This window comes from Pseudoduganella umbonata, from assembly GCF_014192225.1.
GTDB classification, from domain to species: domain Bacteria; phylum Pseudomonadota; class Gammaproteobacteria; order Burkholderiales; family Burkholderiaceae_D; genus Rugamonas; species Rugamonas umbonata.
Genome location: NZ_JACHXS010000008.1, coordinates 333,953 through 358,410, shown reverse-complemented (window position 1 = coordinate 358,410; position 24,458 = coordinate 333,953). Strand labels below are relative to the sequence as shown.

The window sequence follows — 24,458 nt, the reverse complement described above, 5'->3', positions numbered from 1 at the left end:
CCCACCCCTTCCCATCCCGAACAGGACCGTGAAACGACTTTGCGCCGATGATAGTGCTGCAACCAGTGTGAAAGTAGGTTATCGTCAGGCTGTTACATAGAAAAACCCCGCTAGCGTGTGCTGGCGGGGTTTTTTGCTTTTAAGCTCAGGTTTTGTTGCCCGAAAACCGGTGGCGTAGCAGGGAATTCGAACCGGTGACAGACACCGTTTTTTCAAACCGGTGACAGACACCGTTTTTTCAGAAATATTTCAAAATAACCGGTGTCTGTCACCGGTTTTGTGGAAATGTTTCAAAATAACCGGTGTCTGTCACCGGTTTTGCTTCTCGAGAAGTTAAGGAATCAGTTTCCGGTAAAACACCACGCGCTCGGTTTCCTCGAAGCCCAGTGCGCGGTGCATGGCCTGGCTGGTTTTGTTGTCGAGCAGGGCGTCCGATGCCAGCTCGGTACAGTTGCAGGCCTTGGCCCAGGTAACGACGGCGGCGACCAGCAATGTGCCGATGCCCCTGCGGCGGTAGGAGGGGGCGACGTAGATGCCTTCGACGAAAGCCACCGGCGAGCTGTCGGTGCCGTTGACGTAGTCCGTTCGAAGCGCCGCTTCCACGAAGCCGGCTGGTAGCCTGTCGGCGTCGTAGGCGACAAGCTGGAAGAATCTTCCCGGTTGCTCGATGAACGTGCGCATTTCGGCCAGATGTTCGTCCGGCGGGCTCTCTGGCCACAGCTCCCGCCGCAAGGATAGCCAGCCGTCCTGGCTGGTGGAAGTGCACTGAACCAGCTTCATCGTCTACCTTTCCGTGCTCGTCGGGGGGCGTAGCGTCAGCTTACACCAGGCACTGTACCCTTGGTCAAGCCGAAGCCCGCCCGCGGTGAATCGATTACACTGCGCAGCCACATCCATCATCTCGAACGACACCCGTGCATTGCCCAGTCCTGTCCACAAACCATTCCCGGCCCGTCAATCCCCAACGCACCGGAGGCCGCCGTGCGTGACCTCGGAAAAGCCCGCATTGCCGCCATGTCGGTGCTGTTCTGCAATGGTGTGATCTATGCGTCGTGGGGCACCCACGTGCCCACCATCAAGGACAAATTCTCGCTCTCCGAGGCCAACCTGTCCTTGTCGATGCTGGCGGTGGCCCTGGGCGGCATCCTGATCATGGCCTGGGCCGGCCGCTGGATCGCCAAGGTCGGCAGCGCGCGGGCGTCGGTCAACAGCGGGATCCTGATGGCGATGGCCGCCTTCGGCATCCTGCTGATGCCGCAATATGCGCTGCTGCTGTTCTGGCTTGCCTTGTATGGCGCGATGTCCGCGGTGAACGACGTGGCCGCGAACTCCCAGGCGGCCGTGATCGAAGCCACGTTCGACAGGCCCGTCATCGGCTCGCTGCATGGCGCCTTCAGCCTCGGTGGCATCGCCGGCGCACTGGTTGCGAGCGGATGGCAGGCGATGCAATGGCCGAACCAGTGGCACCTCGCGGCGGTGTGCTCCCTGTGCGCGGTCCTGACGCTGTCGACGGCGCGCTGGCTGCTGCCTGAACCGGCGGCCCATGCAGGCGAGGAGGGTGCGCCTCATGGTACCCAGGCACTGGCCCCTGCGGTCAAGCGCAAGCTGGTCGTCCTGGGGGGCCTGGCATTCCTCGCGCTGCTCGTGGAGGGCGCGATGTACGACTGGACGGCCGTGTACATGCGCGACGTGGCAATGGCGACGGGCGGCTTCGTCAGCGCCGGCTATGCCGCTTTCTCGATCGGCATGGCCGCCGGGCGGTTCACCGGGGATCCGGTACGGGCGCGTTTTTCGGAAGGTGCGCTGGTGCTGGCCAGCTGCGCGCTGTGCATCGCCGGCCTTGGGCTGGCGCTGTCGCTGCCAGCGGTGGGCACCGCCCTGGCGGGCTTCCTGGTTTGCGGGCTGGGTGTCGCGAACATCATTCCGGTGATGTTCTCGTCGGCCGGGCGCATCGCGCTGGCCAACGGCGTGTCGCCGTCGACCGGACTGGCCATCACCACGCGCCTGGCGTATGTCGGCCTGCTGGTCGGTCCCGTGATTGTCGGCTTTATCGCGCATCGCACCGACCTGCGCACCGCGCTGGCATTCAGCCTGCTGGGAGTCGTGGCGATCGCCGCCGCGTCGCGCAAGGTGTTTGCGTTCGGCGGACCGGCGGCGCCGCAGGCTTCACGCGTTTGACGGTAACGCGGCGAACCGCTCCGCCAGCCTGTCCCGCTCGAACGCGTCCGTGACGAAATCGACGAAGGCGCGGGTCTTCGCCGGGAGCTGGGCGCGGCTGGCGTAATACAGCGAGATGACGCCCACGTCGGCATGCCAGTCCGGCAGCACGCGCACCAGGCTGCCCTGTTCCAGGTGCGGCAGCACATCCGGCACCGCAAGCATCGCGATGCCGAGTCCCAGCAGCGCCGCCTCGCGCACGGCTGCGGGATCGCTCAGCACGAGGGCAGGGGGCGTATCCACCGCCACCTCCGCACCCGCCTCGTTGCGCATGACCCAGGTGCGTATGCGGCCGCTCTGCAGCGAGCGCAGCGCGATCCAGCCGGCGTTGCCGGCTTCCGACGGATGGCCCGGCGGCGTGTGGGTCCGCAGATAACCGGGCGATGCCACGGCGATCACGTGCGCCGGGGCGAGACGGCGCGCCACCACGCCCTGGCGCAGCGCGAAGCCGCCGCCGATCGCCGCGTCATATCCTTCGCCCACCAGGTCCACCTGCCGGTTCTCGAAATGCCATTCCGGCCGGACGCGCGGAAAGCGCGCCAGGAACGCCGGCAGCACCGGCATCAGCCAGCCCATGCCGATGCTGGGCGACATGCTGACCTTCAGCGTGCCGGCCGGTTCGAGCCGCCCGGTCGACACGGCCGCCAGCGCCGACTGCAGTTCTTCCAGGTTGCCGGCAATGCCTTCGCGCAAGCGCTCGCCGGCTTCCGTCAGCGTAAGGCGCCGCGTGGAGCGGTGGAACAGGCGCGCGGCGAGATTCTTTTCCAGCATCGCCACGTTGCGGCTGACCGCTGCCGGCGTCAGGCCCAGGCGGCGAGCCGCTTCCGAAAAGCTGCCGGCATCGGCCGTGCGCACGAAGCATTCGAGATTGCTGAGGGTTTCCATGGATCGATTTTAAAGCAATCGTTGAAAATCATTAAAGCGATTCGCGACTAATCAACAAAGACCGAAAGAGCGATAGTGGCGTCACTCCACTCACATCGAAAGGAAACACCATGAATACCCAGCTCCCCCTGCAAGGCCGCGTCGCACTGGTTACCGGCGGTTCGCGCGGCATCGGCGCCGCCATCGTGCGCCGCCTGGCCCGCGACGGTGCCGACGTCGCGTTCAGCTATGCCGCCTCGGAACAGCGCGCCAATGCCATTGCCGGCGAAGTCGAAGCGCTGGGCCGCCGTGCGCTGGCCGTGCGCGCCGACCAGGCCGATGCGGCCGCCGTGGCGGAACTGGTGAAGACGGTACATGCCGCCTTTGGGCGCCTGGATATCCTGGTCAACTCGGCGGGTGTGTTCGTGACCGGCGCCGTCGGCGACAGCGCCACCGACCTGGCCGCGCTCGAGCGCCAGTTCGCCATCAATGTCGGCGGCGTGGCCGCCGCGGTGCGCGCCGCCGTCCCGCTGCTGACGGACGGTGGCCGCATCATCTCGATCGGCACCACGGGGGCCGACCATGTGCCGTTCGCCGGCGCAGCGGACTATGTCGCATCGAAAGCCGCGGTGGCGGCGTACACGCGCGGCTGGTCGCGCGACCTGGGGCCTCGCAATATCACGGTCAACGTGGTGCAGCCCGGCGCGATCAATACCGAGATGAATCCGGAAGATGGCGCCTTTGCCGACACGCTGAAGAACCTGGCCGCGCTGGGCCGCTATGGCCAGCCCGAGGACATCGCCGCGGCCGTCGCGTTCCTGGCCGGACCGGATGCCGGCTACATCACCGGCGCCACGCTGAACGTCGATGGCGGCCAGTCGGCCTGAACAGGGAGCACGATCATGAGCCCCAGACAGGTTGCGGAAACCTTTTTCGCCCACTGGAACAGCAACCGCATCGATGCGGCGCTGGCGATGCTGGCCGACGATGTCCTTTACGATAACGTGCCGTTCCCGGACATCGTCGGCCGCGGCGAAGTGGAGAAATTCCACCGCGGCTTCGGCATCGGCACCGACTTCCTGCTGGACTGGAAGGTCACCCGCATCGCCGCGGTGGGCAACGTGGTGCTGAACGAACGCATCGACGTGTTCCGTCACCGGAGCGGTGGCGAGATCGTGCTGCCGGTGATGGGCACCATCACCGTCGAGGATGGGCGGATCACCGTGTGGCGCGATTATTTCGATCCGGGCGATTTCGAACGGCAGCTGGCAGCGATCCGGCGCGACTGAGCAGCGCCGTCTTTGTACCGTTTTCCGCCCGATTGCCCCGGTTTGCGGCCCGTGCACCCCGCGGGCCGCTTTCCTTTGACCGCGGCAAAACTCCCGACCTACTATCTATCTACCGATAGATAAACATAGGAGTTCCAGATGAAACTGTACCAACGCCCCGGCTTTCCGAACCCTGCCCGCATCCATATCGTGCTGGCCGAAAAGCGGCTCGGCCGGGATGTCGAGTATGTCGATGTCGACCTGATCGGCGCGGAACACAAGGCGGGCGACTTCCTGGCGAAGAACCCGCTGGGTGTGCTGCCCGTGCTGGAGCTCGACGATGGCACGCTGCTGTCCGAGTGCACCGCGATCACCGAATACCTGGACAACCTCGACGGCAATCCGGTCCTCACCGGCCGTACGCCGCGCGAGAAGGGCACGATCCACATGATGCAGCGGCGTGCCGAAAGCGAAGTGCTCGACGCGGTCGGGCATTATTTCCACTACGCGACGCCCGGCCTGGGCGATGCGCTGCAGGCATTCAAGAGCCGGGAGTGGGCGAGCCGCGGCGAGTGGGGCGAGCGGGAAGGGCGCCGCGCGGCCGCCGGCCTGCATTACTTCAACGACGTATTGCGCGCCTCGCCCTGGGTCGCGGGCGACCGTTTCTCGATGGCCGATATCACGCTGCTGGCCGGCATCTGGTTTGCCGGGGCCGCTGGCATCGCGGTGCCGCCCGGACTGGAGGCTTTGCAGGAATGGCTGGCGCGCGTGAGCGAACTGCCCAGCGTCAGGGAACGCGGCGGCCAGCAGATGCTGCCGGAAGACCTGAGGCGCCTCGGCTTCTGAGGCGAAATCGGGGGCGAAATCCGCGACAAAGCGCCGTCAGTCGAACAGTCCCGTATCGGCAAACGCACCCATGATGGCGTCGTAGACGGCGATATCGTTCCGTCCACGTGCCACCAGCTGGGCGCCTGCCACGGCGGCGTAGATGGCCGCGCCGCGTGCGCGCGCAAGTTCGGGCGAGGTGCCGGGCCGCCGCCCGGCCAGCAGGCCGGTGAGCCAGGCCACATTGGCATTGGTGAAGGCGGCCACTTCGGCGCGCACGGCCGCCGGCAGATCCTCGTTCTCCGCCGCCATGATGCCGCACAGGCACATGCGGTTGCCGTCCTCCAGCGCACGCCGGAAGATGGCCACGTAGCGGGCCAGGCATGCGCGATAGTCCTCGCCCCGGGCCAGCAGCGTGTCCAGGTAATCCATCCCTTCCTCCGTATAGCGGCGCGCCAGCGCCGCGGCCAGGTCGCCCTTGGTGGGGAAGTGGTAATGCACGCTGGCGCTCTTCACGCCCACGCTGGCCGCCACGTCGCGGAAGCTGAGCGCGTTATAGCCGCGCGCCTGCACCATCGAGCGTGCCGCGGCCATGATCTGTTCGCTGGTATCGGCTTGCGTGCGCATCGTCGTCATCCTCCTGGTGGTCATGCACGGCAGTGTAACGCACGCAACATAATTCAATCTATCGATAGATAGGTTCGCGGACCAGCTGCTGGCGCCGCCAGGCACCCGGCGGCATGCCGGTCACGCGCGTAAAGGCCCGCGTGAAGTGGGCCTGGTCGGAAAACCCCGTCGCAGCGGCGATTTCCGCCAGCGACAGTTCGCCGCGCCTGAGCAGTGCGCGTGAGCTGTCGATGCGCTGGCTGGCCAGCCACGCGGTCGGCGAACAGCCGGTGCTGCGCTTGAACGCCGTGGCGAAATGGCCCGGCGAAAGCCGGCATTCCGCAGCCACCGCGGCGATGCTGACCGGCCCATCCCGGTGCGCGCCCAGTCGCTCTTTGGCGCGTTGCTCCTGCCATGGCGCCAGCCTGCCGGGCACGTGCGACGGCGCGTGCCCGCCGAACGCATGCAGCAGGTGCGCCGTCAGCGCCTGGGTGGCGTGCGCCACGAACAGCGGCGACACCCTGGCCGGATGGTCGAGGGCGGGCAGCAGCGCATTGCCGAGCGCGGCGATGGCCGGATCGCAGGTGCCCGGCGGCGGCGGCCGCAATGGACCGTGCGCCGGCAAGCCGTGCGCCGCCGCCCACTGTTCCAGCGCGCGTTGCGGAAAGTCGAACTGCACCATGTCGAACGGCGCCTCGAGCACCATCCGCACTCCGGCGTCGCGCGGTACGAGACACACGCTGCCGGACTGGCCCGGCGCGTTGCGTGCATGCCCATGGCGCTCGCCGCCGACGAACAGCTCGAAGCTGTGCGGCGGACGCAGCTTCAGCATCACGATATAGCCATCGCCCGGCTGTTCCTGCGCCAGTTCGACATGCGCGCTGCCTTGCTGCGTCAGGCGGGTGACCGTGCAGTCGCCGCTGTGCAGCACGCGCGTGCGCAGCGCCCCGTGCCGGATTTCAGGCGCCATCATCGCCGGAAGGCAGGTGCGCCAGCAGGTGCGCGCGAACCTGGTCCAGGATCCGCGCCGATTCCGCCTCGTTTGGCGCCAGCCGCGCCAGCGTCATGGCCCCCACCATGGCCGACAGCGCCACCACCGCGTCGGCGCGGCTGGCCTGCTGGCTGAACACGCCGAGCAGGCGCTCCATGCCGGCGGCGGCGGCGGCGCGCACCGTGTCGCCTTCGCGCGCCAGTTCCGGCCCCAGCGCGGCGAAGGCACAACCGGTTTCCGGATGATCGCGGTGCTGCGTGGTCAGGTAAGTGCCGATCGCGCGCCGCAGCGGCACGTCGCCGGGCGCCGCCGCGATGGCGGCACCGATCGCCTCGCTGGTCTGCTCGATGGCGCGTGCGCCGGCTTCGGCCACCACCTGTTCCTTCGACGCAAAGTGCTTGTAGAAGCCGCCGTGGGTCAGCCCGGCGCCGGCCATCAGGTCGGCCAGGCCGGTGGCGGCGATGCCCTGGCGGCGGAAGGTTGCCGATGCCGCGTCGACGATGCGTTCGCGCGTGGCGGCCGCTTCGGCCCGTGATTTCCTCATGCTGCTCCCCGTCTAATTAGATGTTGGACGTATTCTAATCAAATTCCCGGTTCCACGTTCGCGTAAGCCGCCCGGCGTGCGGCCAGCCGCAGCGCGACGGTTCGCAGCAGCACATAGAACAGCGGCGTCAGGAACAGGCCGAACAGGGTCACGCCCAGCATGCCGGCAAACACGGCGACACCCATCGCATGGCGCATCTCGGCGCCGGCGCCGTGGGAAAACACCAGTGGCAGCACGCCCATGATGAACGCGATCGACGTCATCAGGATGGGGCGCAGGCGCAGCCGGCATGCCTCGAGCGCCGCCGCCGCCACGCCGCGGCCATGCTCTTCGAGCTCGCGCGCGAATTCCACGATGAGGATGGCGTTCTTCGAGGCCAGTCCCACCAGCACGAACAGGGCGATCTGGGTGAACAGATTGTTGTCGCCGCCGGTCAGTTTCACGCCCGCCAGTGCGCACAGGATCGACATCGGCACGATCAGGATCACCGCCAGCGGCAGCGTCCAGCTCTCGTACTGCGCGGCGAGCACCAGGAACACCAGCAGCACGCACAGCGGGAACACGTAGAGCAGCGTATTGCCGGCCAGGATGTTCTGGTACGTCAGCTCGGTCCATTCGAAGCCGACGCCATTCGGCAGTGTGTCGCGCGCGAGGCGTTCCAGCGCGGCCTGCGCCTGGCCGGACGAGTAGCCCGGGGCCGGTGCCGCGTTGATGTCGGCCGCCGTGTAGTTGTTGTAGCGCTGCACGCGGTCTGGGCCATAGGTATCGCTGGTGCGGACCAGCGACGATAGCGGCACCATCTCGCCGCTGTCGCTGCGCACCTTGATCTGGTCGATCTGCCCGACCTGCGAGCGGAACTGCGCATCGGCCTGCACGCGCACCTGGAAGGTCCGGCCGAAGCGGTTGAAGTCGTTGACGTAGTAGGAGCCGAGGTTCACCTGCAATGCCTGGTAGATGGCGGTGAGCGGCACGCCGAGCTGGCGGGCGCGGGTCACGTCGATGTCGGCGTACAGCTGGGGCACGTTGATCTGGTAGCCGGAAAACACGCTGGCCAGTTCGGGCGCCGCGCGGGCCCTGTCGACCAGGGCCTGGGTGGCGCGATACAGCTCGTCGTAGCCGAGGTTGGCGCGGTCTTCCACCATCATCTTCACGCCGCCGATCGTGCCCAGGCCATTCACGGGCGGCGGCGGGAACACCATGATGAACGCATCCTGGATTGCGCCGGCCCGGCGGTTGATCTCGGCCGCGATGCCGCTGCCGCTGGTCGCTTCGCCACGGCGTGCCTCCGGCGCCAGTTCGCCGACGAAGGTGATGCCCGAATTCGGCGCATTGGTCAGGTCGTTCACCGACAGGCCGGGGAAGGCCACGGTGTTGCGGGCGCCGGGCACGCCGAGCGCCGTGTCGGCCAGCCGCCGGATCACCGCCTCCGTGCGGTCCAGCGAGGCCGCTTCCGGCAGCTGCGCAAAGCCGACCAGGTAGCCCTTGTCCTGCGCGGGCACGAAACCGGCCGGTACCGCCTTGAACACCAGCACGGCGCCGGCGACCAGCACCGCGTAGACCGCGATGGAGGCCGACTTGCGGCGCAACACGCCATTCACGCCGCGCTCGTAGCGGTGCGAGGCGCGCCCGAACACGGTATTGAACCAGCGGAAGAAGCGGCCCAGTAGTTTGTCCATCCACCGTGTCAGCGCGTCCGGCGGCGCGTGGTGCGGGCGCAGCAGCGCGGCCGACAGCGCCGGCGCCAGCGTCAGCGAACAGAAGGCCGAGATCACGGTGGAGATTGCGATCGTCAGCGCGAACTGGCGGTAGAACTGGCCGGTGAGGCCGCCGACGAAGGCGATCGGCACGAACACCGCGCACAGCACCAGCGCGATGGCCACGATCGGCCCGCTCACTTCCTTCATCGCCTGCACCGTGGCATCGCGCGGCGACAGGCCGGCGGCGATGTTGCGCTCCACGTTTTCCACCACCACGATCGCATCGTCGACCACGATGCCGATCGCCAGCACCAGGCCGAACAGCGTCAGCGTGTTGATCGAGAAGCCCAGCGCCAGCATGACGGCAAAGGTGCCGACGATCGATACCGGCACCGCCAGCAGCGGGATGACGGAGGCGCGCCAGGTCTGCAGGAACACGATCACCACGATCACCACCAGGGCAATCGCTTCGAGCAGGGTACGGATCACGGCGGCGATCGAATCGCGCACGAACATGGTGGGGTCGTAGGCGATGCGGTATTCCACGCCCTTGGGGAACTGCTTCGCCAGCTCGTCCATCGTGCCGCGCACGTCGCTCGACAGCTGCAGGTCGTTGGCGCCCGGCAGCGAGAAAATGCCCATCGCCACGGCCGGTTCATTGTCGAGCAGTGCGCGCAGCGCGTAGGAGCCGCTGCCCAGTTCGATGCGGGCGATGTCCTTCAGGCGCGTGGTCGCGCCGTCGGCATTGGTGCGCACGATGATGCGGCCGAAGTCTTCTTCGCTCTTGAGCCGGCCCCGGGTATTCACGGTGAGCTGGAATTCGCTGCCGCGCGCGGGCGCGGCGCCGATCGCGCCGGCCGCCACCTGCAGGTTCTGCTCGCGGATCGCGGCCACGACGTCGCCGGCGGTCAGGTTGCGTGCCGCCACCTTCTGCGGGTCGAGCCAGATCCGCATCGCATACTCGCCCGAGCCGAGCAGGTTGACGTCGCCCATGCCGGGAATACGCGCCAGCCTGTCCTTCACGTTCAGCACCGCGTAATTACGCAGGTACAGGTCGTCGTACTCGCCGCCCGGCGATACCAGGTGCACCAGCATGGTCAGGTTGGGCGATGTCTTGACCGCGGTGACGCCGATCTGGCGCACTTCCTCCGGCAAGCGCGGCAGCGCGCGCTGCACGCGGTTCTGCACCTGGGTCTCGGCCTGCTCGATATCGGTGCCGATGCGGAACGTGACGGTGAGCTTGAGGGCGCCGTCCGACGTGTTCTGGGACGACATGTACAGCATGTTCTCGACGCCGTTGATTTCCTGTTCGAGCGGCGTGGCGACGGTTTCGGCGATCACCTTCGGATTGGCGCCGGGGTACTGGGCCCGCACCACGACCGAAGGGGGCACCACGTCCGGATATTCCGATACCGGCAGGTTCGGGATCGCGATCAGGCCGGCGACGAAGACGATGACCGACAGCACCACCGCGAAGATGGGCTTGTCGACGAAAAAGCGGGGGAAGTTCATGCGGGTTCCTTCCAGGGGGGCGCGTGGCGATTACCGGAATGCGGTGGCGTGCCTGCGGACGAATGCCTGCACCGTCATCGGCGCGGTGCCGGTGAGCTCTTCGATGAAACGGTTGGTGCCCGCGAACACGCCGTTGCTGCAGTCGATGGCCACTTCGACCAGGTGCTGGACCAGGTAGGGCCACAGGCCGCTGGCGGCGAGCCGCTCGCGGTATTCGTCCACGGAGATCGGCTGGTAGCGCACCGTGCGCCCCAGCACCTCGCCCACGGCGGCGGAAATGCCGTGTTCGTCCATCTCTTCCGGGCCGTGCAGCGTGACGGTGCGGCCCAGGTACGGCGCCGGATCGGCCAGCAGGGCGGCAATCGCACGGCCCTGGTCCTCGGCGGCGACCGGCGCGTGGCGGCCGGCGCCAAACGGCAGCTTGATCAGGCCCTCGTTGCGGATCGCCTCGCGCACATGCGGATACAGCAGCCACTGGGCGAAGTAGGTCGGACGCAGATGCACCACCGGCACGCCGGACCAGTCGAATACCCGCTCGGCAATCCAGTGATTGCGCGCCGCATCGCTGGCCGCGTGGCGCCGTGCCGAGATCTGCGACATGTTGACGACGGCGCCCGTGCCTGCTTCCCGCGCCGCCTGGGCGAAGTACGCGGTGGCGTCGAGCAGGCCGGGGCGCAGCGGATAGACGAAGTAGGCGCCGTGCACGCCGTCGAGCGCGGCGCGCACGGCGTCGATGTCGAGCAGGTCGCCGCTGACGATGTCGGCGCCGGCCATGCGCAGTGCGTCGGCCCGCTCGTCGGCGCGGTGCACGAAGGCACGCACCCGGTGCCCGGCGGCGAGCAGGGCGTGGGCGGTGTAGCGGCCGGTATCGCCGGTGGCGCCGGTAACGAGGTAAGTCCTTGGGTTCATACGCTTCCCTGATTTTAAGATGATGGTTAACATCTAAATTAGAATTCAAGTGACATCTAATTGTCAAGGGGCGATTTTTTTCACGCTAGCCGGAGGAAAAATGCGCGCCGTTCGTCAAAGCTGGTGAGACCACACAGCGAGGCTTGCAAATGGATACTGGAATCGTCGAACGGAGCGTGAACGAGAGGGAAGGCGCCATGGGGCTGGCCAGGCCGGCCGCATGGCGCCGGCCGCAACCTTCCGCTGGGCAGGAAGCGCCCGCCAGATCAGCGCCGCCGGCGCCGGCACAGCCGCCGCTGGCACGCGGCCTGGCGGCCCTGGCGCCGTTCGGCTACGACGCGCGCCGCCGCGAGCGCTTCCTGGCGGCCCGCGAGCAGGGCTGCTGCCACCAGTGCCACGCGCCGCTGCAGAACCTGCTGAACGATTGCCCGTGTCCGCACTGGTTCATCACGTCGGCCAGCACCGTCGAGCGCATCGAACCCGTGCTGCGCATGTATGCGGTGGCGGACGTGCTGCACTTCATCCTGCAGCACCTGGCGGCCGACCTGGGCGGCCGCGCACTGCCGCGCAGCCAGCTCGCCGTGGCCGCGCGCGATGGCGGACACGAACTGGCGGTACGCATCGGCAGGAAGCAGTGGAGCTTCCGCACCACGGCGAGTGGCGCGGCGGAAGGACGGCTGGGCGTTGCCCTGTTCAATCCGCGTACCGGCAAGCATTCGTCGGTCGAGCTTCCGGCCACCGCGCGCGATCTCGATGTGATGGCGGCCGTCACGCACGCCATCGGCGAACCATGACACCGCTCCGGAGAGCGGCGCGGTCCCTCAGTTCCCCAGCCTGAAATCCTTCACGCTTTCCTTCGTCAGCACCGGCGCGGTAAATGTGCTGGCGCTGCCGTCACCGACCGGCGCCTGTGCGCTCAGGCCCACCCATACCGTGGCCGGGTAGCTGTTCTTGTACAGCCGTGCGAGGTGCCAGGTCTTCCTGTCCCGCGAGTGGTAGAGGCCTACCGTTTTCGTGTCCGACGACAGTTTCAGCCAGCTGGCCCTGTCGCCGACGGGATCGTGGTTGGCATCGTCCGACGTGTCGATCGTGCGCACGCTGACGATCCGCGTGGTGCCCCGCTCGTCGCGCTCGAAGGCGAATTTCTGCCACAGCTTCTCGTTGACGAACAGGTACAGCGCGCCGGCGTCGTACATGGCGTTGAATTCCGGCGTCACCTGTGCCACGAAGGTAAACGGTTTCGTGTTGTCGACCTTCGTCAACAGCACCGGCGCGGTGTTGTTCGACAGCTTGCCGTCAGGGTCGTTGAAGTAATCCTGCTTCGCGCCGGCGCGGATCGTGACGGCGTCGCCGGTCACGGTCGACTTGCGGTCGGCGTCGTTCAGGCATTTCGTGAAGTGAACGCCCGGCAGCTTGACGGAGCACTCTTTTTCCATGTTGGCGGCCCTTGCGGTATGAATGAACAGCGTCGATCCGATCAGCGCGGAACACAGCAGCGTGCGTCCGGCGGTACTGGCGATGTGCATGATTGAAAACATCCTTTCAGGTTGGCGCGTGCGGCGGGAGTGGCATGTCATCGGTCCAGCGTGACCCCCATCAGCCCGATGACGACATCGTTGGCCAGCGCGCGCACGGTCACGCTGTGCAAGGTCCTGGAACGGTCCAGGGCAACCGGCAGCACGATGGCGGCGCCGCCGTCGATGCTTTCGCGGCTGGCGCCCTTGAACGTGGCCGGATCGGGCACGCTCACCGCGGCCGTCTTCAGGTCGACCCGCACCGGCAGCGTGCCGCACAGCCGGAACTGGTAGTCGTCGAGGAAGTAGTCGCGCTCGATGGGCCACCAGTTGTCCGGGTTGCGCAGTGGCGTGCGGTGGGTAGTGCCGTCGGTGTAGGCGATCACGACTTCGCCGTTGTCGACCCGGCTCTGCATGTGGTTCGTCGAGCCGGCCATCAGCAGGAAGGCGCGCGACGCCTGGCCGGACAGCGGCACGGTGGTTTCGCGCGGGTAGTTGTCCCACTGCGAAGCGAAGGCCACGTTGGCGCCGCTGGCCGGCGTGGCGAACGTCAGCCCGTTCGGCAGGCGCAGGGTGCCGCCCAGCGCGCGCAGGCCGGCATCGTCCAGCTTCGGCAGGTCGTTCACGTGGCCGGCCCAGGCGCCGGCGCCCTGCGCGGGCAGGGCCAGCGTCACGTGCGGCGAGCGGGGCGACAGGTACTTGAACGGCTTGAACAGTTCCGTGACACGGTCGTTGAAAGCGCCGGCCAGGTCGACGTGCTGCGCGCGCACCGGCGTACCGGATGTCCAGCCCGGGCCTGCCAGCGTGCAGGCCTCGAGTGTCCCTGACGCCGCCGGCGCCGGAGCGGGGCGCCACCAGCTGAAATCGCCCTGGCGCACCTGCCGGAAGTCGTCGCGCGGCGCGCCGGCGGCGGGCGTGGCGCGGGTATCGTCGATGGCCTCGCCGCGCCACGCGATGTCGATCTTCGCCTGCGCGCCCAGTGGCACCTCGACGAGCAGCCGGGGTGTGCCCACCGCGCCGGCCTCGGCTTGCCAGCGCGCCGGCCGGCCATCGACCGTCACGCTGGCCACGTTGCCCGCGCGCGCCGGCACCTGCAGCGACAGTTGGCGGAAGCGGCGCACTTTGTCGCCGGCCGGCTGGCTGACTTGCCAGGTGTCGCGGTTGCCGTCGCGCCGGAACGCGATGCCTACATCCGGATGGTCGAGCCGCGCGTGGTTCCAGTCGCGCGGAAAACCGGGGCGCACGGTAAGCACGCCGGCCAGCGCATCGGGCCGCACGCCGAACAGGCCTTCGACGAGCGCCCGCGCCATCACGCCCGAACCGTCGGCGAAATCGCGCTGCGACTCGCGGCGGTACACGTCCAGGTAATTCATGCTGCCGATGTTGCCAGGGCTGATGCCCATGTACAGGCTGGCCAGCAGCGCGCCTTTCGCCAGCGCGAACGCGGTGTCGGCGCGGCCGGCCTGCCAGTAGGCCAGCGCGGTGTGCAGGTTTTCCGACATCACCACGTTGTTGATCGACCAGGAATAGGGCATCCAGTCGGTGGTCGGCAGCACGGCATACGGGCGATCCGCCGGCACGCCGGGGCCGCGCACCGGGATCGGGCGCAGGTGGCGGTCCAGGTCGGCCGCCATGCGCGCCGCCTCGAGCGGCGTGGGCACCTGCGAATCGAGCGTGTGATAGAAGGTCCACAGCGCATAGCTGGGGTGCAGCTGCTGGCGCCCCAGGTGGTCGCGGTACTCGGCGAATGCGCCGCGCCCGGGCATCCACAGCTGCTCGCGCATGGCGCGGTGGATCGCAGCCGCTTCCGCTTCGTACGGCGCCGCATCCTTGCCGATCAGCCGGGCGACGCGCGCCGCCATCGTGTTGTGCCAGGCGTTGTAGGCGGTGGCATGGGTGGCGCCGCCGCCGTTGTAGAACAGGTCGTCGCTGGCCCAGATGGCCGCGTAGGCGTCGTACAGCGGCAGCTTCGCCGGGCCGAACTCGCGGCGGAACAGGCGGCGCTCCCACGCCAGGTGGCGTTCCAGCACGGGCCACACGGCGCGCGCATATTCCAGGTCGCCGGTCCACAGCAGGTGGCGCATCAGCGCATCGACGAAGCCGATGTTCATGTCGTAATGCGAGCGGGTGAGGTTGCCGTTCGAGTGCATGCCGGCCCGGTTGCGCGCCAGGTTGGTGGCCCGTTCGGGCGGCGGCACGGCGGCGGGAACCGGCGACGTGTCCTGCTGCACGGTCCAGCCATCGGCATTGCGGCGGAAGCGGTCGTGCCAGCCCAGGGCATCCAGCGCATACGGGCCGCGCCAGCCCAGCAGCTTGCTGCGCCAGGCCACGGCGCCGTGCATGATGGCTTGCTGGGTCTCGTCCCACACGGCATCGGCGGCCACGTTCAGCGCGCCCATCGCCGCGTTCAGGTAAGGGTCCGGCGTGTCGATGCGCACGTGGTTGCGCAACTGCGCGAAGTGGCGCGTGGCCTCGGCGAAGCGCTGCGCCAGTTCGGCCGGCCCGAAGCGGGGCAACAGCGCCTGCGGCTTCCGGGTGTCTGCAGCGGCGCCCACTTCGCTGTACACCTGCGGTTCCCTGGGCTGCTCGCGCGCGACCACCTGCAGCGCCAGGTGCACCGGCTGCGCGCCCAGCGGCACGCGGCCGACGGCCACGTTGTCATCGCCTGCCTGGTGCGCTGCCAGCAAGGCCGGCAGGGCATTCCACTGGCTGGCGGCGGCCGTGCGCACCTGTGCCGGCGCGCTGGCGGTGGCGCTGATCGTGGCTTTCGGCGTGGCGACCGAAAAACCCTGCGCCGAGACGTCGAAGCGGGCGCCGCGCGCGAACGCGGGCGCGAACTGGAAGTATTCGCCGATCGGCACGCGCTCGGTGCCGATGTCGCCGTCGCGCCGGCCGCGCTGGCCGTTGCCGGGGCCGAACGCAAACACCAGTTCCGCGCCCGCGGGCAGGCTTTCGCCGCGCACTTCCACGGCCAGGCCGTCCGTGGCGGCATAGGCCACCGCCGCGACCCGGATGCGGCCCTTATCGCCCAGCAGGCGGTCGGCGATCTCGTAATGCAGTTCGCCGGGCCGGTAGCGCGCCTGCACGTGCCGCGCCTCGTGCAGCCACAGCGTGCCCGCGCCGGTGCGCAAGCCCAGCCTCAGGTTGCCGCCGCGGCCCGGCAGGTACAGCGAGAATTCCGGCCGGTCGCCGCCATCCACGCGGAACGCCGTATTGCCGCCATAGAGGGGGCGGTTGAAGAACTCGCGGCCGTCGTCGATGACGAAATCGGCACCGTCGGGGCGGTAGCGCAGCGGACGGTCGAGCTGTCCCTGCAGATTGGGGGCAAGGGAGGGTGCCTCGGGCTTGTAGGGTTCCGCCGCGTGCGCCTGGCGTTGGCTTGCGCCGATGCCCGCCGCGAGCAGGCAGGCAACGGCGGCTGCGTATCGTATGCTCATCGGGGAACGGTAGCGGAAATTGTCTTCCCGGTGGCCGGCCTGCCTGTAATAGTCACATGATTGAGCGGCGGCCGCATGCCATCGCCGTGGCGGCGCATGGCTGCCCGGAACCCGCTAGAACGGCAGCGGCAATTCCAGTGCCAGCCGCGCGGTGCCGATCGGCGCGCCGTCGCCGGTGGCGCGCACCTCGAACACGCACGCGTGGAATGTCAGCCAGGCGGGAATGGGGAAGATGTGGTCGACCGTGTACGCGGCATCGGTCCGGCCGGCAGGTGGCGCCACTGCCGCATCCTCGTAGGTGATCCAGTCGATCTCCATGCCGTGCGCCCACAGCGACAGCGCCAGCTTGCGCAGCGGCGGCGCCCCGGCCGATGCCGCATCGGGGCACACTTCCACGCTGGCCCAGATGCACAGTTCGGCGACGGCGCCGGGCGCTTCCAGCAATATCCGGTCGTGCGCGCCGCCGATGAAATGCAGCGACTGCGTGCCGGCATTGTCCACGCCGTCGACGAACGCACAGGCAAGGCGCCGTGCCGCCATCAGATGTTCTCGCTTTTCTTCAGCACCACCCGGCCGATCAGCAGGCATGTCACGCCGTCGCACAGCTTGCGGGGGAAACGGCGCTGGTCGGGATTGTCGGACGTGAGCCACCAGTGGCCGGCGTCTCGCGTGAGCCGCTTGACCACGGTCTCGCCTTCATAGTTGACGGCGAAGACCTGGCCGTCCGCCGGCGTCTTGTCGGCCGTGTTCACCACCACCAGGTCGCCCTTGTACAGGCGCGGTTCCATGCTTTCGCCGGTCACTTCGAGGGCCAGCAGGTCTTCCCACTTGTAGCGGTTGCGCGTCATCCAGTCGATTTCGACGCCGAAGGAGCCGCCGGCTTCCTCGTCCGGCTCCACGGCAAAGCCGACGATGCCGGCGGACAGGCGCAGCCGCACGCGGCGGATCTGCACGATGCCGGGGCTGTGCGCATCGATCGCGCGCACGCGCAGGAAGTTCGGCGCCATGGCCGGTTCCTCGCCCGGCGCGATCGCGCCATGGTCGAAGAACATGGCCGGCAACGACAGGTCGCCTTCCAGCTTGCGGGCGATCTTTTCGCTGAATGCGCGGCCTTCGCGATAGGTGGCGGACAGGATTTGCGACAGGCGCGCCTCGCTCCAGCCGCAGGCCTCGGCAAGCGCCTTGCGCGTGCCCGCATATTGTTCGCGGATCAGGGAGGTGAGCCGCTCTCGTCGATGTTGGTAGATGTTCATGGAATCCACTTCATGCAGCAGGTGATTTTCGATAGATAAGCAAACGCTTGACTCGGAATATAGCAATTGATAAAGTCGGTTGCAAGCGGTCTGATGTTTTTTTGCCCTCGCTCAAACGGAGGCACGGAACTTTCAAGCTGCTTATTTCCTCAGGAGACAGGCATCATGACCATCGAAATCGGCGCGGCCGGCAGCGCGCTTCTCACCATCTTTGCGGCGCCGTTGCTGGCCGGCGCCATCGCGTGTGCATTGACATTCCTGTTCATGTGGCCACGCACGCGCCGCGAAGGGTGGGTGCGCTTCGCCTGCGCGATCGCCATGGCCGGCATCGCCGGCCCATTCCTGCTGGCGGCGCTGCATTCGTGGTGGCCCACGCTGTTCGTCTCGGCCGGTTCGGTGATGGCGCTGTGCGGCATCGATGCATCGCTCGGTGTCGCCATCGTGGCGGTGCCGATGCTGGTGGTGGCCGCGCTGCCCGCGTGGTGGCTGCTGGGCGGCGTGGTGCGCTGGCTCGACCGGCGGCGCGACCAGGACATCGCCGAAATCGCCCGCGCCGCGGCGCAGGCGGTCAGGGACGTGAGGAATACGCTGTGAGCGCCCGTAACCGCGGATCAGCGTGCCAGCACCTGCGTCCAGTACAGCGTGCCCCGCGCCGGGTTGACGGCATAGCCGACGCCCATTTCCACGAAAGCCGCGTTCATGATGTTGGCGCAGTGGCCGGGGCTGTCCAGCCAGCCCTGCACGGCTTCCTGCGCGGTGCGCTGGCCGGAAGCGATGTTCTCGCCGATCGTGCGCCACCGGTAGCCGGCGCGCAGCGCGCGGTCGCCCACCACGCTGCCGTTTTTCTGCTTGTGGCTGAAGTAGCGTACCTGCGCCATGTACTGGCTGTGCGACAGGGCAGCGGCATCGAGCGCCCGGTTCAGCCGCAGCGGCGGGGCGGCGGCGAATTGCCGCTCGCCGCACTGGCGGGGCGCGGCGCGCGCGGCATTCACGGCGGCCAGCGTTGCCTCGCCGATGCTCTCCGGCGCCGGCAGCTCGCGCCGCTCGGGGCGGGCCAGCACCACGTGCCAGCCATCGCCCGCGCGGATCGTGCCGACCGCGGCAATGTCCGTGCCCAGCAGGCGCGCGCAGTACCCTTCGCGCAGCGCCTGCATCGCCTCGGCCGCATCGGCGGCGCCGGAAATGAACAGGGCTTCGGCATGTTCGACGGGGTAGCCAGCATTCTCCAGCGCCGGCTCGAGGAATGTGCCGGAAACGATGCGGATCTGCGACAGCGCGGCTTCCACGGCCAGCGGCGGCACCGGCGTGGCTGGCACGCCGGCACACCTGCCCGGTGCGGCGCGGTAGGCGTTGATGAGGGTGGCCAGATCCGGCGCATGCCGAGCCTGCGTCGGTAGCGCACTCGCGGACGCGGACAGCAGCAAGCCAGCCAGCAACGTAGTGCGCTGCGCAATATTGATGAAAGATGAAGTAAACATCGTTGAAATTGCCGGGTAAAGAGCGATCTTGCCGTAAATGGCGCGATGCTTCAAGAGGCGCGCTAGAGGCGCGACTCGGGATCCCATGGCAGCTTCGATACCGGTGACGCGGCATCCCCGCAGGCCTCCGCCGCCGATGGTAAGCTTGCGGCTTCCACATCCGTGCCTGCCGATCTTGCTCTCCCTCTCCACCCCGCCGCTTGCCGAAGTGCGTGCCGACCGCGTGTCGCTGGTGTTGCACACTGCCTACCATGCCGCCAATTCGCCGTGGGGCGTGCGCGCCTGGCGCTGGCACATCATGGCGGACGGCAAGCGTGCCGGCACGATCAGCCTGCGCGATGGCCATTCGCACGTGTTTACGCACCTGCTCGGCCATATCGGCTTTGCCGTCGATGCGCCGTTTCGCGGGCAGGGCCTGGCCGGCCTGGCGGTGCTGGCGCTGCTGCCGGAAGCTGCCAGGCTGGGTCTCGATACCGTGTGGATCACCACCACGCCGGACAATGCCGCCTGCCGGCGCACGCTGGAGCGGATCGGCTGCACATTCGTGGAAGCGGTGCCGATCCCGCCGTGGTACGCTACGTATGGAAAAGGCGAGCGGACCAAGCTGCGCTACCGGCTGGCGGCGGGTAGCGAATCGCACCCGGGGCGTCGCAATGAATGAGTCGAAATAAAAAAATGGCCCGCATCGGCGGGCCATTTTTATTGAGGCGTGGTGCTTATTTTTTCACGGAGTTGTCGTCCGCGTTGCTTGGATTGCTGGGCGAGGTGCCCGGCGTTGCGGTCGGCGACGTGCTGCCGGACTGGTTCCACTGGCCCGAGCCGGCCGAACCGGAAGTGGAACCCGAGGTGCTGGAACCCGACGTGCTGGAACCCGAGGTGGAGCCCGACGCAGCGGAGCCGGCGGTACCAGAATCCATCGAGCTGCTGCCCGACGTGGTGCCCGAGCCGGTTGCCGAGCTGTCGCCCGTGCCGCTGGTGCTGTCGGTCGTGCTGCATGCGGCCAGGCCGAAGCACAGGGCTGCCGCGAAGATAGCTTTGGTCATGGTCATGATCAGTTCCTTTTTCAATGGGTTGATTGGTGACTCGAGCTTTGATCGTAGCATTAGATGCAACAGGACCGCGTTCCATTACCCTTCGAAAACGATGTTTCCGCAGAGAGAACTACGGCTTTCAATCGTGCGTGGATTGACAGGGCATTATGGCCATGTCAGCATATGTTTCCACACATCAACCTGGTGACCTGCCAGGTGCATCTGCAATCAGTTACCTGGAGTTACCAATGACCGCTCTCGCCTTCGACCAGCCCGACCTGGGACAACGCCTCGCGGCACTGACCGACGAACAGCTCGACGATGCCACGTTCGGTATCATCGGCTTCGATGACGCGACCGTGGTACGGCGCTATAACCGCTTCGAATCGCAGGCGGCCGGCCTGTCGCAGCCTAGCGTCGTGGGGCAGCCTTTTTTCACCAGCGTTGCTCCCTGCATGAACAATTTCCTGGTCGCGCAGCGTTTCGACGATGCCCAGGCTGACGGCGCGGCGCTCGACGCAACGATTCCCTATGTGCTGACATTGCGGATGCGTCCCACCAAAGTGCAGCTGCGCCTGCTGGCGCTGCCCGGCGCGGCAACGCGCTACGTGCTCGTGCAACGGCAGCCGTGAGCACCCAGGCGGCATCCGGCCCCGACGCCGGTCACGATGCTGAACTTGCGGCTGACTTGGCGGCCGAACACGAGGCGCTGATGCAGTTCCTGTACCTGGCACCCGTGGGTCTGGTGCAGGCGAAGGCCGATGGCGAAATAACGCTGATCAATCCGATTTCCGCACAGCTGCTGATGCCGCTGTCGCGCGACGGCTGCCTGGACAACCTGTTCACCGCGCTGCAGGACGTGGCGCCGGACGTGCGCAGGCTATGCCAGGCGTTCACCGCGCCGCGCGGCAGGATCTGCGACGGTGTCCACATCCCGCTGCACGGCGGCGGCCGGCGCGACGGCCCGGGCATCCTGGCGCTGTCGATCGTCAAGCTCGACGCCGGGCGCCTGATGGCGGTGCTGCAGGACGTGACGCTGCAGGTGCAGCGCGACCGCCAGTTGCGGCAAAGCGACGCCTGGCTGAATGCACTGCTGGCCAGCGTTGCCGATTACGCGCTGGTGAGCCTGGACCGCGAAGGCCGGATCGAGCAATGGAACGGCAGCATTGGACGGGTGACCGGCCACGATGACGCCGTGGTGGGCAGCTCGTATGCCGTGTTCGAACCGGACGATATGACCACGGCGGAACGTGCGCGCGACCTGCTGCGCGAGGCCGATGCCAGCGGCTGGAGCGTGGATGAAGGCCTGCGCCTGCGCGCCGACGGCACGCCGTTCTGGGGGAGTGCGATGATCACGCCGCTGCCCGAGCGCGATCCCGCGGCGGCCGATACCGACCCGGCCTATTGCCTGGTCCTGCGCGACATCAGCGACCGGCGCGCCGCCAGCGAAAGCTGGCGCCAGGCCGTGTTTGCCGACCATCTGACCGGCGTGGCCAACCGCCGCGGCTTTTTCCACGCCGCCGAACTGGAACTGGGCCGCGCATGCCGTTTCCCGAGGCCCGTCGCGCTGGTGCTGTTCGATCTCGATTACTTCAAGCGTGTCAACGACACGCATGGCCACCCGGTGGGCGACGCCGTGTTGCGCGCGTTCGCCGACCTGCTGCGCAATACGTTCCGCGCCGTGGACGTGGTGGCGCGCCTGGGCGGCGAGGAGTTCGCCGTGCTGCTGCCGTCGACCGACGCGGCGCAGGCCAGCGCCGTGGCGCGCCGCCTGCTGGCGGCCGTGGAGGGAATGACGGTACGGGTCGACGGAGCCGCGGTGAACTTCACCGTCAGCGCCGGTGTCGCTGAGTGGGATCCGCAACTGGGCGGCATCGACGACCTGCAAAAGCGTGCCGACCGGGCGCTGTATGCCGCCAAGGCCGGCGGCCGTAATCGCGTGGTCGGCTGGACTGCCGACCTGGCAGAAACTGCTCGATGATGGCGCACGACGACAAACTGGCCTACGAGGCGCTGGTGCAGTTCATGTACCGCACGCCGATCGGCCTGCTCCAGGCGGACATCGGCGGCGCCATCGACATGCTCAACCCGATGGCCGCGCAGCTGCTGATGCCGCTGGCCCCTGAAGGTGCGCTCGACAACCTGTATGCGATCTTCGCGGCCACGGCGCCGGACCTGCGCGCCGCGGTGGCGCGCTGCACCGAGCCGTCCGGCGCGGTGGTGGAAGGCTTGCGGATCGACGCGCCGCCCGGGCGCGACGGACCGCAGGTGCTGTCGCTGTCGGTGATGAAGATCGACCGTAACCGCCTGATGGCGACGATCAACGACATCACGCTGGAAGCCCGGCGCGAGCAGGAGCGGCTGGCCAGCCGGCTGTCCTCCGCGACGCGCACCGACGCGCTGACGCGGATGCCGAACCGCGCCGCCCTGCACGAGGAGTTGCGGGCGATCCTGGAACGGCGCAAGGCCGGCAGCCGCGCCGGCTTCGCGGTGCTGTTCATGAACTGCGACCGTTTCCGGCAGGTGAACGACACGCTGGGCCAGGCAATGGGCGACCAGCTGCTGGTGCTGGTGGCCGAACGCATCCGCAACGTGCTGCGCCCGCCCAGCGACCGCATCACCGTGGGCGAGCGTGGCGGGCAACTGGCTGCGCGCATCGGCGGCGACGAATTCGTGGTGGTCCTCGATGGCCTGCGCCGTGTGGAGGATGCCGAAAGCGTGGCCGCCCGGCTGATCGGCGCCATCGGCCGCGCCTACCACCTGCAGGGGCAGGACGTGATCTGCAACGTGAGCGTGGGCATCGCCTGGGGCGACGGCCACGAGCCCGATGCGCTGCTGCGCGATGCCGGCATCGCCATGCTGGAGGCCAAGCGCGCCGGCGGTGCCCGCGTCGTGCGTTTCGCGGCCGAGATGCGCGAGCGGGCCGCGCGCCGCAACGATATCGAACTCGAGCTGCGGCAGGCACTGCAGAACGGGCAGCTGTTCGTCGTGTACCAGCCGGTAGTGGCGCTGTGTGCCGATGGCGGCACCGACCATTCGGCCGGCGTCGAGGCGCTGGTGCGCTGGCGGCACCCGGTGCGCGGCATCGTGCCGCCGTTCGAGTTCATCGGCGTGGCCGAGGAGTGCGGGTTGATCTGCGCGCTGGGCGACTTCGTGCTGGAGCGCGCGTGCCGCGACTTCGTGCATTGGCAGGGCGAGCTGGGCGACCTGGCGCCGCGGCTGCTGGCCGTCAACCTGTCGCGCGCGCAGCTGGGGCAGCAGGACTGGGCCGGCACGGTGGCGCGCATCCTCGCGAAAACGGGCATGGAGGCGCAGCGGCTGCAGCTCGAAGTGACGGAAAGCCTGGCGGCGCAGGATACCGATGTGCAGCAGCGCCTGCACGAACTGAAGGCGCTCGGCATCACGCTGGCGCTGGACGATTTCGGTACCGGTTATTCGTCGCTGGCCAGCCTGCACCTGCTGCCGGTGGATACGGTGAAGATCGACCGCTCCTTCGTGAGCCAGAGCGAGACGAGCCATCATCACCGCGTGCTGATCGAGGCCACCGTGAAGGTGGCGCAAAGCCTGGGCATGAGCACCGTGGCCGAAGGCATCGAAACGGCCGCGCAGGCCACGGTGGTGCGCACGCTGCAGTGCGACAAGGGGCAGGGCTACCTGTACGCCAGGCCGCTGCCGAGCGAAGACCTGGCGGCCTGGCTCAGGCGGCCCGGCGGCGCCTGAGCAGCGCCATGGCCGGCCGGGCGAACGGCAAGGACAGGCGTGGCAGGCTGCGCGGGTCGGCCGGATCGGCCAGGAAATCGGCCAGTACTTCTTCGAACAGCCACGCGTCGCCGGCATACTGTTTCTGGCGCATGGCGCCCGGTTCGCCGAGCCAGCGCAGCGCGAACCAGTCGGCCAGCAGGTCGCCCTGCGCTTCCATGTTGAAGTCGGCCAGCCGCCGGCCCGGCGCCAGCCGGTAACGGTAGGAGAGCCCGGCGCGCAAGGCGCCGCGGCACATGACCGGGTAGCCCAGCTGCCACTGCCACACGTGCACCATCTCGTGCATGAACCACAGCAGCCGCCACGCGGGCGCGCGCGAAAAATCGTCCTGGTGGTCTTCCGGCCGGAACCAGATGTGCCCATCCGGCGCCATCGCCGTGTGGCGCCATTGCATCCCGAAGAACCAGCCGCGCGCGTGGATGCGCACCCGCTCGTAGTCGATCGCCGCCCCGAACAGCTTGCGGCAACAGGCGATTTCACCGGAAGTCAACGGCCGGGTGTGTCCTTTAATTCCAACAATCATGTACAGACTTTATTTTACGCAACCGAATTT

The 24,458-nt window shown here is 67.9% G+C and carries 24 protein-coding genes and 1 rRNA gene; 12 read left to right on the top strand and 13 right to left on the bottom strand.

Features of this window, described 5'->3' with window-relative positions:
• Positions 1-90 (top strand): 5S ribosomal RNA (gene rrf / locus FHS02_RS32190); the annotation flags it as partial.
• Between the two features lie 243 nt (positions 91-333).
• Here rrf and aac(6') read toward each other — a convergent pair.
• A complete protein-coding gene (aac(6'), locus tag FHS02_RS21205) occupies positions 334-780 on the bottom strand; it encodes an aminoglycoside 6'-N-acetyltransferase (RefSeq protein ID WP_137316446.1) in 447 nt (148 codons plus the stop codon).
• A gap of 201 nt (positions 781-981) precedes the next feature.
• Between aac(6') and FHS02_RS21200 the strand changes: the two genes are divergently transcribed.
• The gene (locus tag FHS02_RS21200; RefSeq protein WP_137316447.1) at positions 982-2,178 is read left to right on the top strand and encodes an MFS transporter; all 1,197 of its coding nucleotides are present in this window, start codon (positions 982-984) and stop codon (positions 2,176-2,178) included.
• On the opposite strand, the gene FHS02_RS21195 is transcribed toward FHS02_RS21200, so the two are convergent.
• On the bottom strand, positions 2,167-3,102 hold the full coding sequence (locus FHS02_RS21195) for a LysR family transcriptional regulator (protein WP_137316448.1): 936 nt from the start codon (positions 3,100-3,102) through the stop codon (positions 2,167-2,169). The two genes, FHS02_RS21200 and FHS02_RS21195, sit on opposite strands and share 12 nt — an antisense overlap.
• A 110-nt stretch (positions 3,103-3,212) precedes the next feature.
• Here FHS02_RS21195 and FHS02_RS21190 point away from each other — a divergent pair, with 110 nt between their 5' ends.
• The 3 genes from FHS02_RS21190 (at position 3,213) to FHS02_RS21180 (ending at position 5,195) form a co-directional block, all read left to right on the top strand.
• Entirely contained in the window at positions 3,213-3,968 is a 756-nt protein-coding gene (locus FHS02_RS21190) for an SDR family oxidoreductase (RefSeq protein WP_137316449.1), read from the top strand.
• 15 nt (positions 3,969-3,983) lie between these two features.
• The gene (locus tag FHS02_RS21185) at positions 3,984-4,370 is read left to right on the top strand and encodes a limonene-1,2-epoxide hydrolase family protein (RefSeq protein ID WP_137316450.1); all 387 of its coding nucleotides are present in this window, start codon (positions 3,984-3,986) and stop codon (positions 4,368-4,370) included.
• Positions 4,371-4,508: 138 nt separating this feature from the next.
• A complete protein-coding gene (locus FHS02_RS21180) occupies positions 4,509-5,195 on the top strand; it encodes a glutathione S-transferase (RefSeq protein WP_137316451.1) in 687 nt (228 codons plus the stop codon).
• A gap of 36 nt (positions 5,196-5,231) precedes the next feature.
• On the opposite strand, the gene FHS02_RS21175 is transcribed toward FHS02_RS21180, so the two are convergent.
• The 5 genes from FHS02_RS21175 to FHS02_RS21155 are packed head-to-tail and all read right to left on the bottom strand — an operon-like array spanning position 5,232 to position 11,433.
• Positions 5,232-5,801 carry a TetR/AcrR family transcriptional regulator gene (locus FHS02_RS21175; protein ID WP_307722174.1) on the bottom strand — a complete coding sequence of 190 codons (570 nt, stop codon included), beginning with the start codon at positions 5,799-5,801 and terminating at the stop codon, positions 5,232-5,234.
• A 58-nt stretch (positions 5,802-5,859) separates the two neighbouring features.
• Positions 5,860-6,753: a helix-turn-helix transcriptional regulator gene (locus FHS02_RS21170; RefSeq protein WP_137316452.1), complete on the bottom strand. Its 894-nt coding sequence runs from the start codon at positions 6,751-6,753 to the stop codon at positions 5,860-5,862.
• Positions 6,740-7,315: a TetR/AcrR family transcriptional regulator gene (locus FHS02_RS21165; protein WP_137316453.1), complete on the bottom strand. Its 576-nt coding sequence runs from the start codon at positions 7,313-7,315 to the stop codon at positions 6,740-6,742. The genes FHS02_RS21170 and FHS02_RS21165 overlap by 14 nt, the downstream gene beginning before the upstream one ends.
• Positions 7,316-7,353: 38 nt before the next feature.
• Entirely contained in the window at positions 7,354-10,524 is a 3,171-nt protein-coding gene (locus FHS02_RS21160; RefSeq protein ID WP_137316454.1) for an efflux RND transporter permease subunit, read from the bottom strand.
• A gap of 30 nt (positions 10,525-10,554) precedes the next feature.
• Entirely contained in the window at positions 10,555-11,433 is an 879-nt protein-coding gene (locus FHS02_RS21155) for an NmrA family NAD(P)-binding protein (RefSeq protein WP_137316455.1), read from the bottom strand.
• 149 nt (positions 11,434-11,582) lie between these two features.
• Here FHS02_RS21155 and FHS02_RS21150 point away from each other — a divergent pair, with 149 nt between their 5' ends.
• Positions 11,583-12,227 (top strand): hypothetical protein, encoded by a 645-nt coding sequence (locus tag FHS02_RS21150; RefSeq protein WP_137316456.1) that lies wholly within the window; start codon positions 11,583-11,585, stop codon positions 12,225-12,227.
• Positions 12,228-12,254: 27 nt separating this feature from the next.
• Here the strand turns inward: FHS02_RS21150 and FHS02_RS21145 are convergent, their stop codons facing one another.
• The 4 genes from FHS02_RS21145 to FHS02_RS21130 form a co-directional block, all read right to left on the bottom strand.
• The gene (locus FHS02_RS21145) at positions 12,255-12,959 is read right to left on the bottom strand and encodes a DUF1349 domain-containing protein (protein WP_175424921.1); all 705 of its coding nucleotides are present in this window, start codon (positions 12,957-12,959) and stop codon (positions 12,255-12,257) included.
• A 47-nt stretch (positions 12,960-13,006) separates the two neighbouring features.
• Positions 13,007-16,384, bottom strand: a complete 3,378-nt coding sequence (locus tag FHS02_RS21140) for a DUF4450 domain-containing protein (protein WP_137316458.1) — start codon at positions 16,382-16,384, stop codon at positions 13,007-13,009.
• A gap of 114 nt (positions 16,385-16,498) precedes the next feature.
• Positions 16,499-16,924, bottom strand: coding sequence for a hypothetical protein (locus FHS02_RS21135; protein WP_137316459.1), 426 nt, complete (start codon positions 16,922-16,924; stop codon positions 16,499-16,501).
• The gene (locus FHS02_RS21130; protein WP_137316460.1) at positions 16,924-17,637 is read right to left on the bottom strand and encodes a LexA family transcriptional regulator; all 714 of its coding nucleotides are present in this window, start codon (positions 17,635-17,637) and stop codon (positions 16,924-16,926) included. The genes FHS02_RS21135 and FHS02_RS21130 overlap by 1 nt, the downstream gene beginning before the upstream one ends.
• Positions 17,638-17,802: 165 nt before the next feature.
• Between FHS02_RS21130 and FHS02_RS21125 the strand changes: the two genes are divergently transcribed.
• Positions 17,803-18,231: a hypothetical protein gene (locus FHS02_RS21125; protein ID WP_137316461.1), complete on the top strand. Its 429-nt coding sequence runs from the start codon at positions 17,803-17,805 to the stop codon at positions 18,229-18,231.
• 17 nt (positions 18,232-18,248) lie between these two features.
• On the opposite strand, the gene FHS02_RS21120 is transcribed toward FHS02_RS21125, so the two are convergent.
• Positions 18,249-19,115 (bottom strand): CAP domain-containing protein, encoded by an 867-nt coding sequence (locus FHS02_RS21120; protein ID WP_175424922.1) that lies wholly within the window; start codon positions 19,113-19,115, stop codon positions 18,249-18,251.
• 175 nt (positions 19,116-19,290) lie between these two features.
• On the opposite strand from FHS02_RS21120, the gene FHS02_RS21115 reads away from it, so the two are divergent.
• From FHS02_RS21115 to FHS02_RS21095, 5 genes are read left to right on the top strand one after another with little or no spacing between them, the layout of a single operon-like run.
• Positions 19,291-19,776, top strand: coding sequence for a GNAT family N-acetyltransferase (locus FHS02_RS21115; protein WP_175424923.1), 486 nt, complete (start codon positions 19,291-19,293; stop codon positions 19,774-19,776).
• A gap of 14 nt (positions 19,777-19,790) precedes the next feature.
• Entirely contained in the window at positions 19,791-20,354 is a 564-nt protein-coding gene (locus FHS02_RS21110) for a hypothetical protein (RefSeq protein ID WP_137316464.1), read from the top strand.
• 40 nt (positions 20,355-20,394) lie between these two features.
• Positions 20,395-20,778 (top strand): phosphonate transporter, encoded by a 384-nt coding sequence (locus FHS02_RS21105; protein ID WP_137316465.1) that lies wholly within the window; start codon positions 20,395-20,397, stop codon positions 20,776-20,778.
• A gap of 56 nt (positions 20,779-20,834) precedes the next feature.
• Positions 20,835-22,127 carry a sensor domain-containing diguanylate cyclase gene (locus FHS02_RS21100; protein WP_229422379.1) on the top strand — a complete coding sequence of 431 codons (1,293 nt, stop codon included), beginning with the start codon at positions 20,835-20,837 and terminating at the stop codon, positions 22,125-22,127.
• Positions 22,124-23,866, top strand: coding sequence for a putative bifunctional diguanylate cyclase/phosphodiesterase (locus FHS02_RS21095; RefSeq protein ID WP_229422380.1), 1,743 nt, complete (start codon positions 22,124-22,126; stop codon positions 23,864-23,866). The genes FHS02_RS21100 and FHS02_RS21095 overlap by 4 nt, the downstream gene beginning before the upstream one ends.
• Here FHS02_RS21095 and FHS02_RS21090 read toward each other — a convergent pair.
• Entirely contained in the window at positions 23,844-24,395 is a 552-nt protein-coding gene (locus FHS02_RS21090) for a Rhs element Vgr protein (RefSeq protein WP_229422381.1), read from the bottom strand. The two genes, FHS02_RS21095 and FHS02_RS21090, sit on opposite strands and share 23 nt — an antisense overlap.
• Between the last annotated feature and the right edge of the window lie 63 nt (positions 24,396-24,458).

What these genes read in the sequence shown, in the direction of transcription:
- FHS02_RS21135 (WP_137316459.1), bottom strand. Translation starts at nt 16,924, where the DNA reads ATGGCGGCACGGCGCCTTGCCTGTGCGTTCGTCGACGGCGTGGACAAT.
- FHS02_RS21155 (WP_137316455.1), bottom strand. Translation starts at nt 11,433, where the DNA reads ATGAACCCAAGGACTTACCTCGTTACCGGCGCCACCGGCGATACCGGC.
- FHS02_RS21170 (WP_137316452.1), bottom strand. Translation starts at nt 6,753, where the DNA reads ATGATGGCGCCTGAAATCCGGCACGGGGCGCTGCGCACGCGCGTGCTG.
- FHS02_RS21125 (WP_137316461.1), top strand. Translation starts at nt 17,803, where the DNA reads ATGACCATCGAAATCGGCGCGGCCGGCAGCGCGCTTCTCACCATCTTT.
- FHS02_RS21110 (WP_137316464.1), top strand. Translation starts at nt 19,791, where the DNA reads ATGGCCCGCATCGGCGGGCCATTTTTATTGAGGCGTGGTGCTTATTTT.
- FHS02_RS21165 (WP_137316453.1), bottom strand. Translation starts at nt 7,315, where the DNA reads ATGAGGAAATCACGGGCCGAAGCGGCCGCCACGCGCGAACGCATCGTC.
- FHS02_RS21195 (WP_137316448.1), bottom strand. Translation starts at nt 3,102, where the DNA reads ATGGAAACCCTCAGCAATCTCGAATGCTTCGTGCGCACGGCCGATGCC.
- FHS02_RS21160 (WP_137316454.1), bottom strand. Translation starts at nt 10,524, where the DNA reads ATGAACTTCCCCCGCTTTTTCGTCGACAAGCCCATCTTCGCGGTGGTG.
- FHS02_RS21150 (WP_137316456.1), top strand. Translation starts at nt 11,583, where the DNA reads ATGGATACTGGAATCGTCGAACGGAGCGTGAACGAGAGGGAAGGCGCC.
- FHS02_RS21175 (WP_307722174.1), bottom strand. Translation starts at nt 5,801, where the DNA reads ATGCGCACGCAAGCCGATACCAGCGAACAGATCATGGCCGCGGCACGC.
- FHS02_RS21120 (WP_175424922.1), bottom strand. Translation starts at nt 19,115, where the DNA reads ATGTTTACTTCATCTTTCATCAATATTGCGCAGCGCACTACGTTGCTG.
- FHS02_RS21145 (WP_175424921.1), bottom strand. Translation starts at nt 12,959, where the DNA reads ATGCACATCGCCAGTACCGCCGGACGCACGCTGCTGTGTTCCGCGCTG.
- FHS02_RS21180 (WP_137316451.1), top strand. Translation starts at nt 4,509, where the DNA reads ATGAAACTGTACCAACGCCCCGGCTTTCCGAACCCTGCCCGCATCCAT.
- FHS02_RS21105 (WP_137316465.1), top strand. Translation starts at nt 20,395, where the DNA reads ATGACCGCTCTCGCCTTCGACCAGCCCGACCTGGGACAACGCCTCGCG.
- FHS02_RS21140 (WP_137316458.1), bottom strand. Translation starts at nt 16,384, where the DNA reads ATGAGCATACGATACGCAGCCGCCGTTGCCTGCCTGCTCGCGGCGGGC.
- FHS02_RS21095 (WP_229422380.1), top strand. Translation starts at nt 22,124, where the DNA reads ATGATGGCGCACGACGACAAACTGGCCTACGAGGCGCTGGTGCAGTTC.
- FHS02_RS21185 (WP_137316450.1), top strand. Translation starts at nt 3,984, where the DNA reads ATGAGCCCCAGACAGGTTGCGGAAACCTTTTTCGCCCACTGGAACAGC.
- FHS02_RS21190 (WP_137316449.1), top strand. Translation starts at nt 3,213, where the DNA reads ATGAATACCCAGCTCCCCCTGCAAGGCCGCGTCGCACTGGTTACCGGC.
- FHS02_RS21130 (WP_137316460.1), bottom strand. Translation starts at nt 17,637, where the DNA reads ATGAACATCTACCAACATCGACGAGAGCGGCTCACCTCCCTGATCCGC.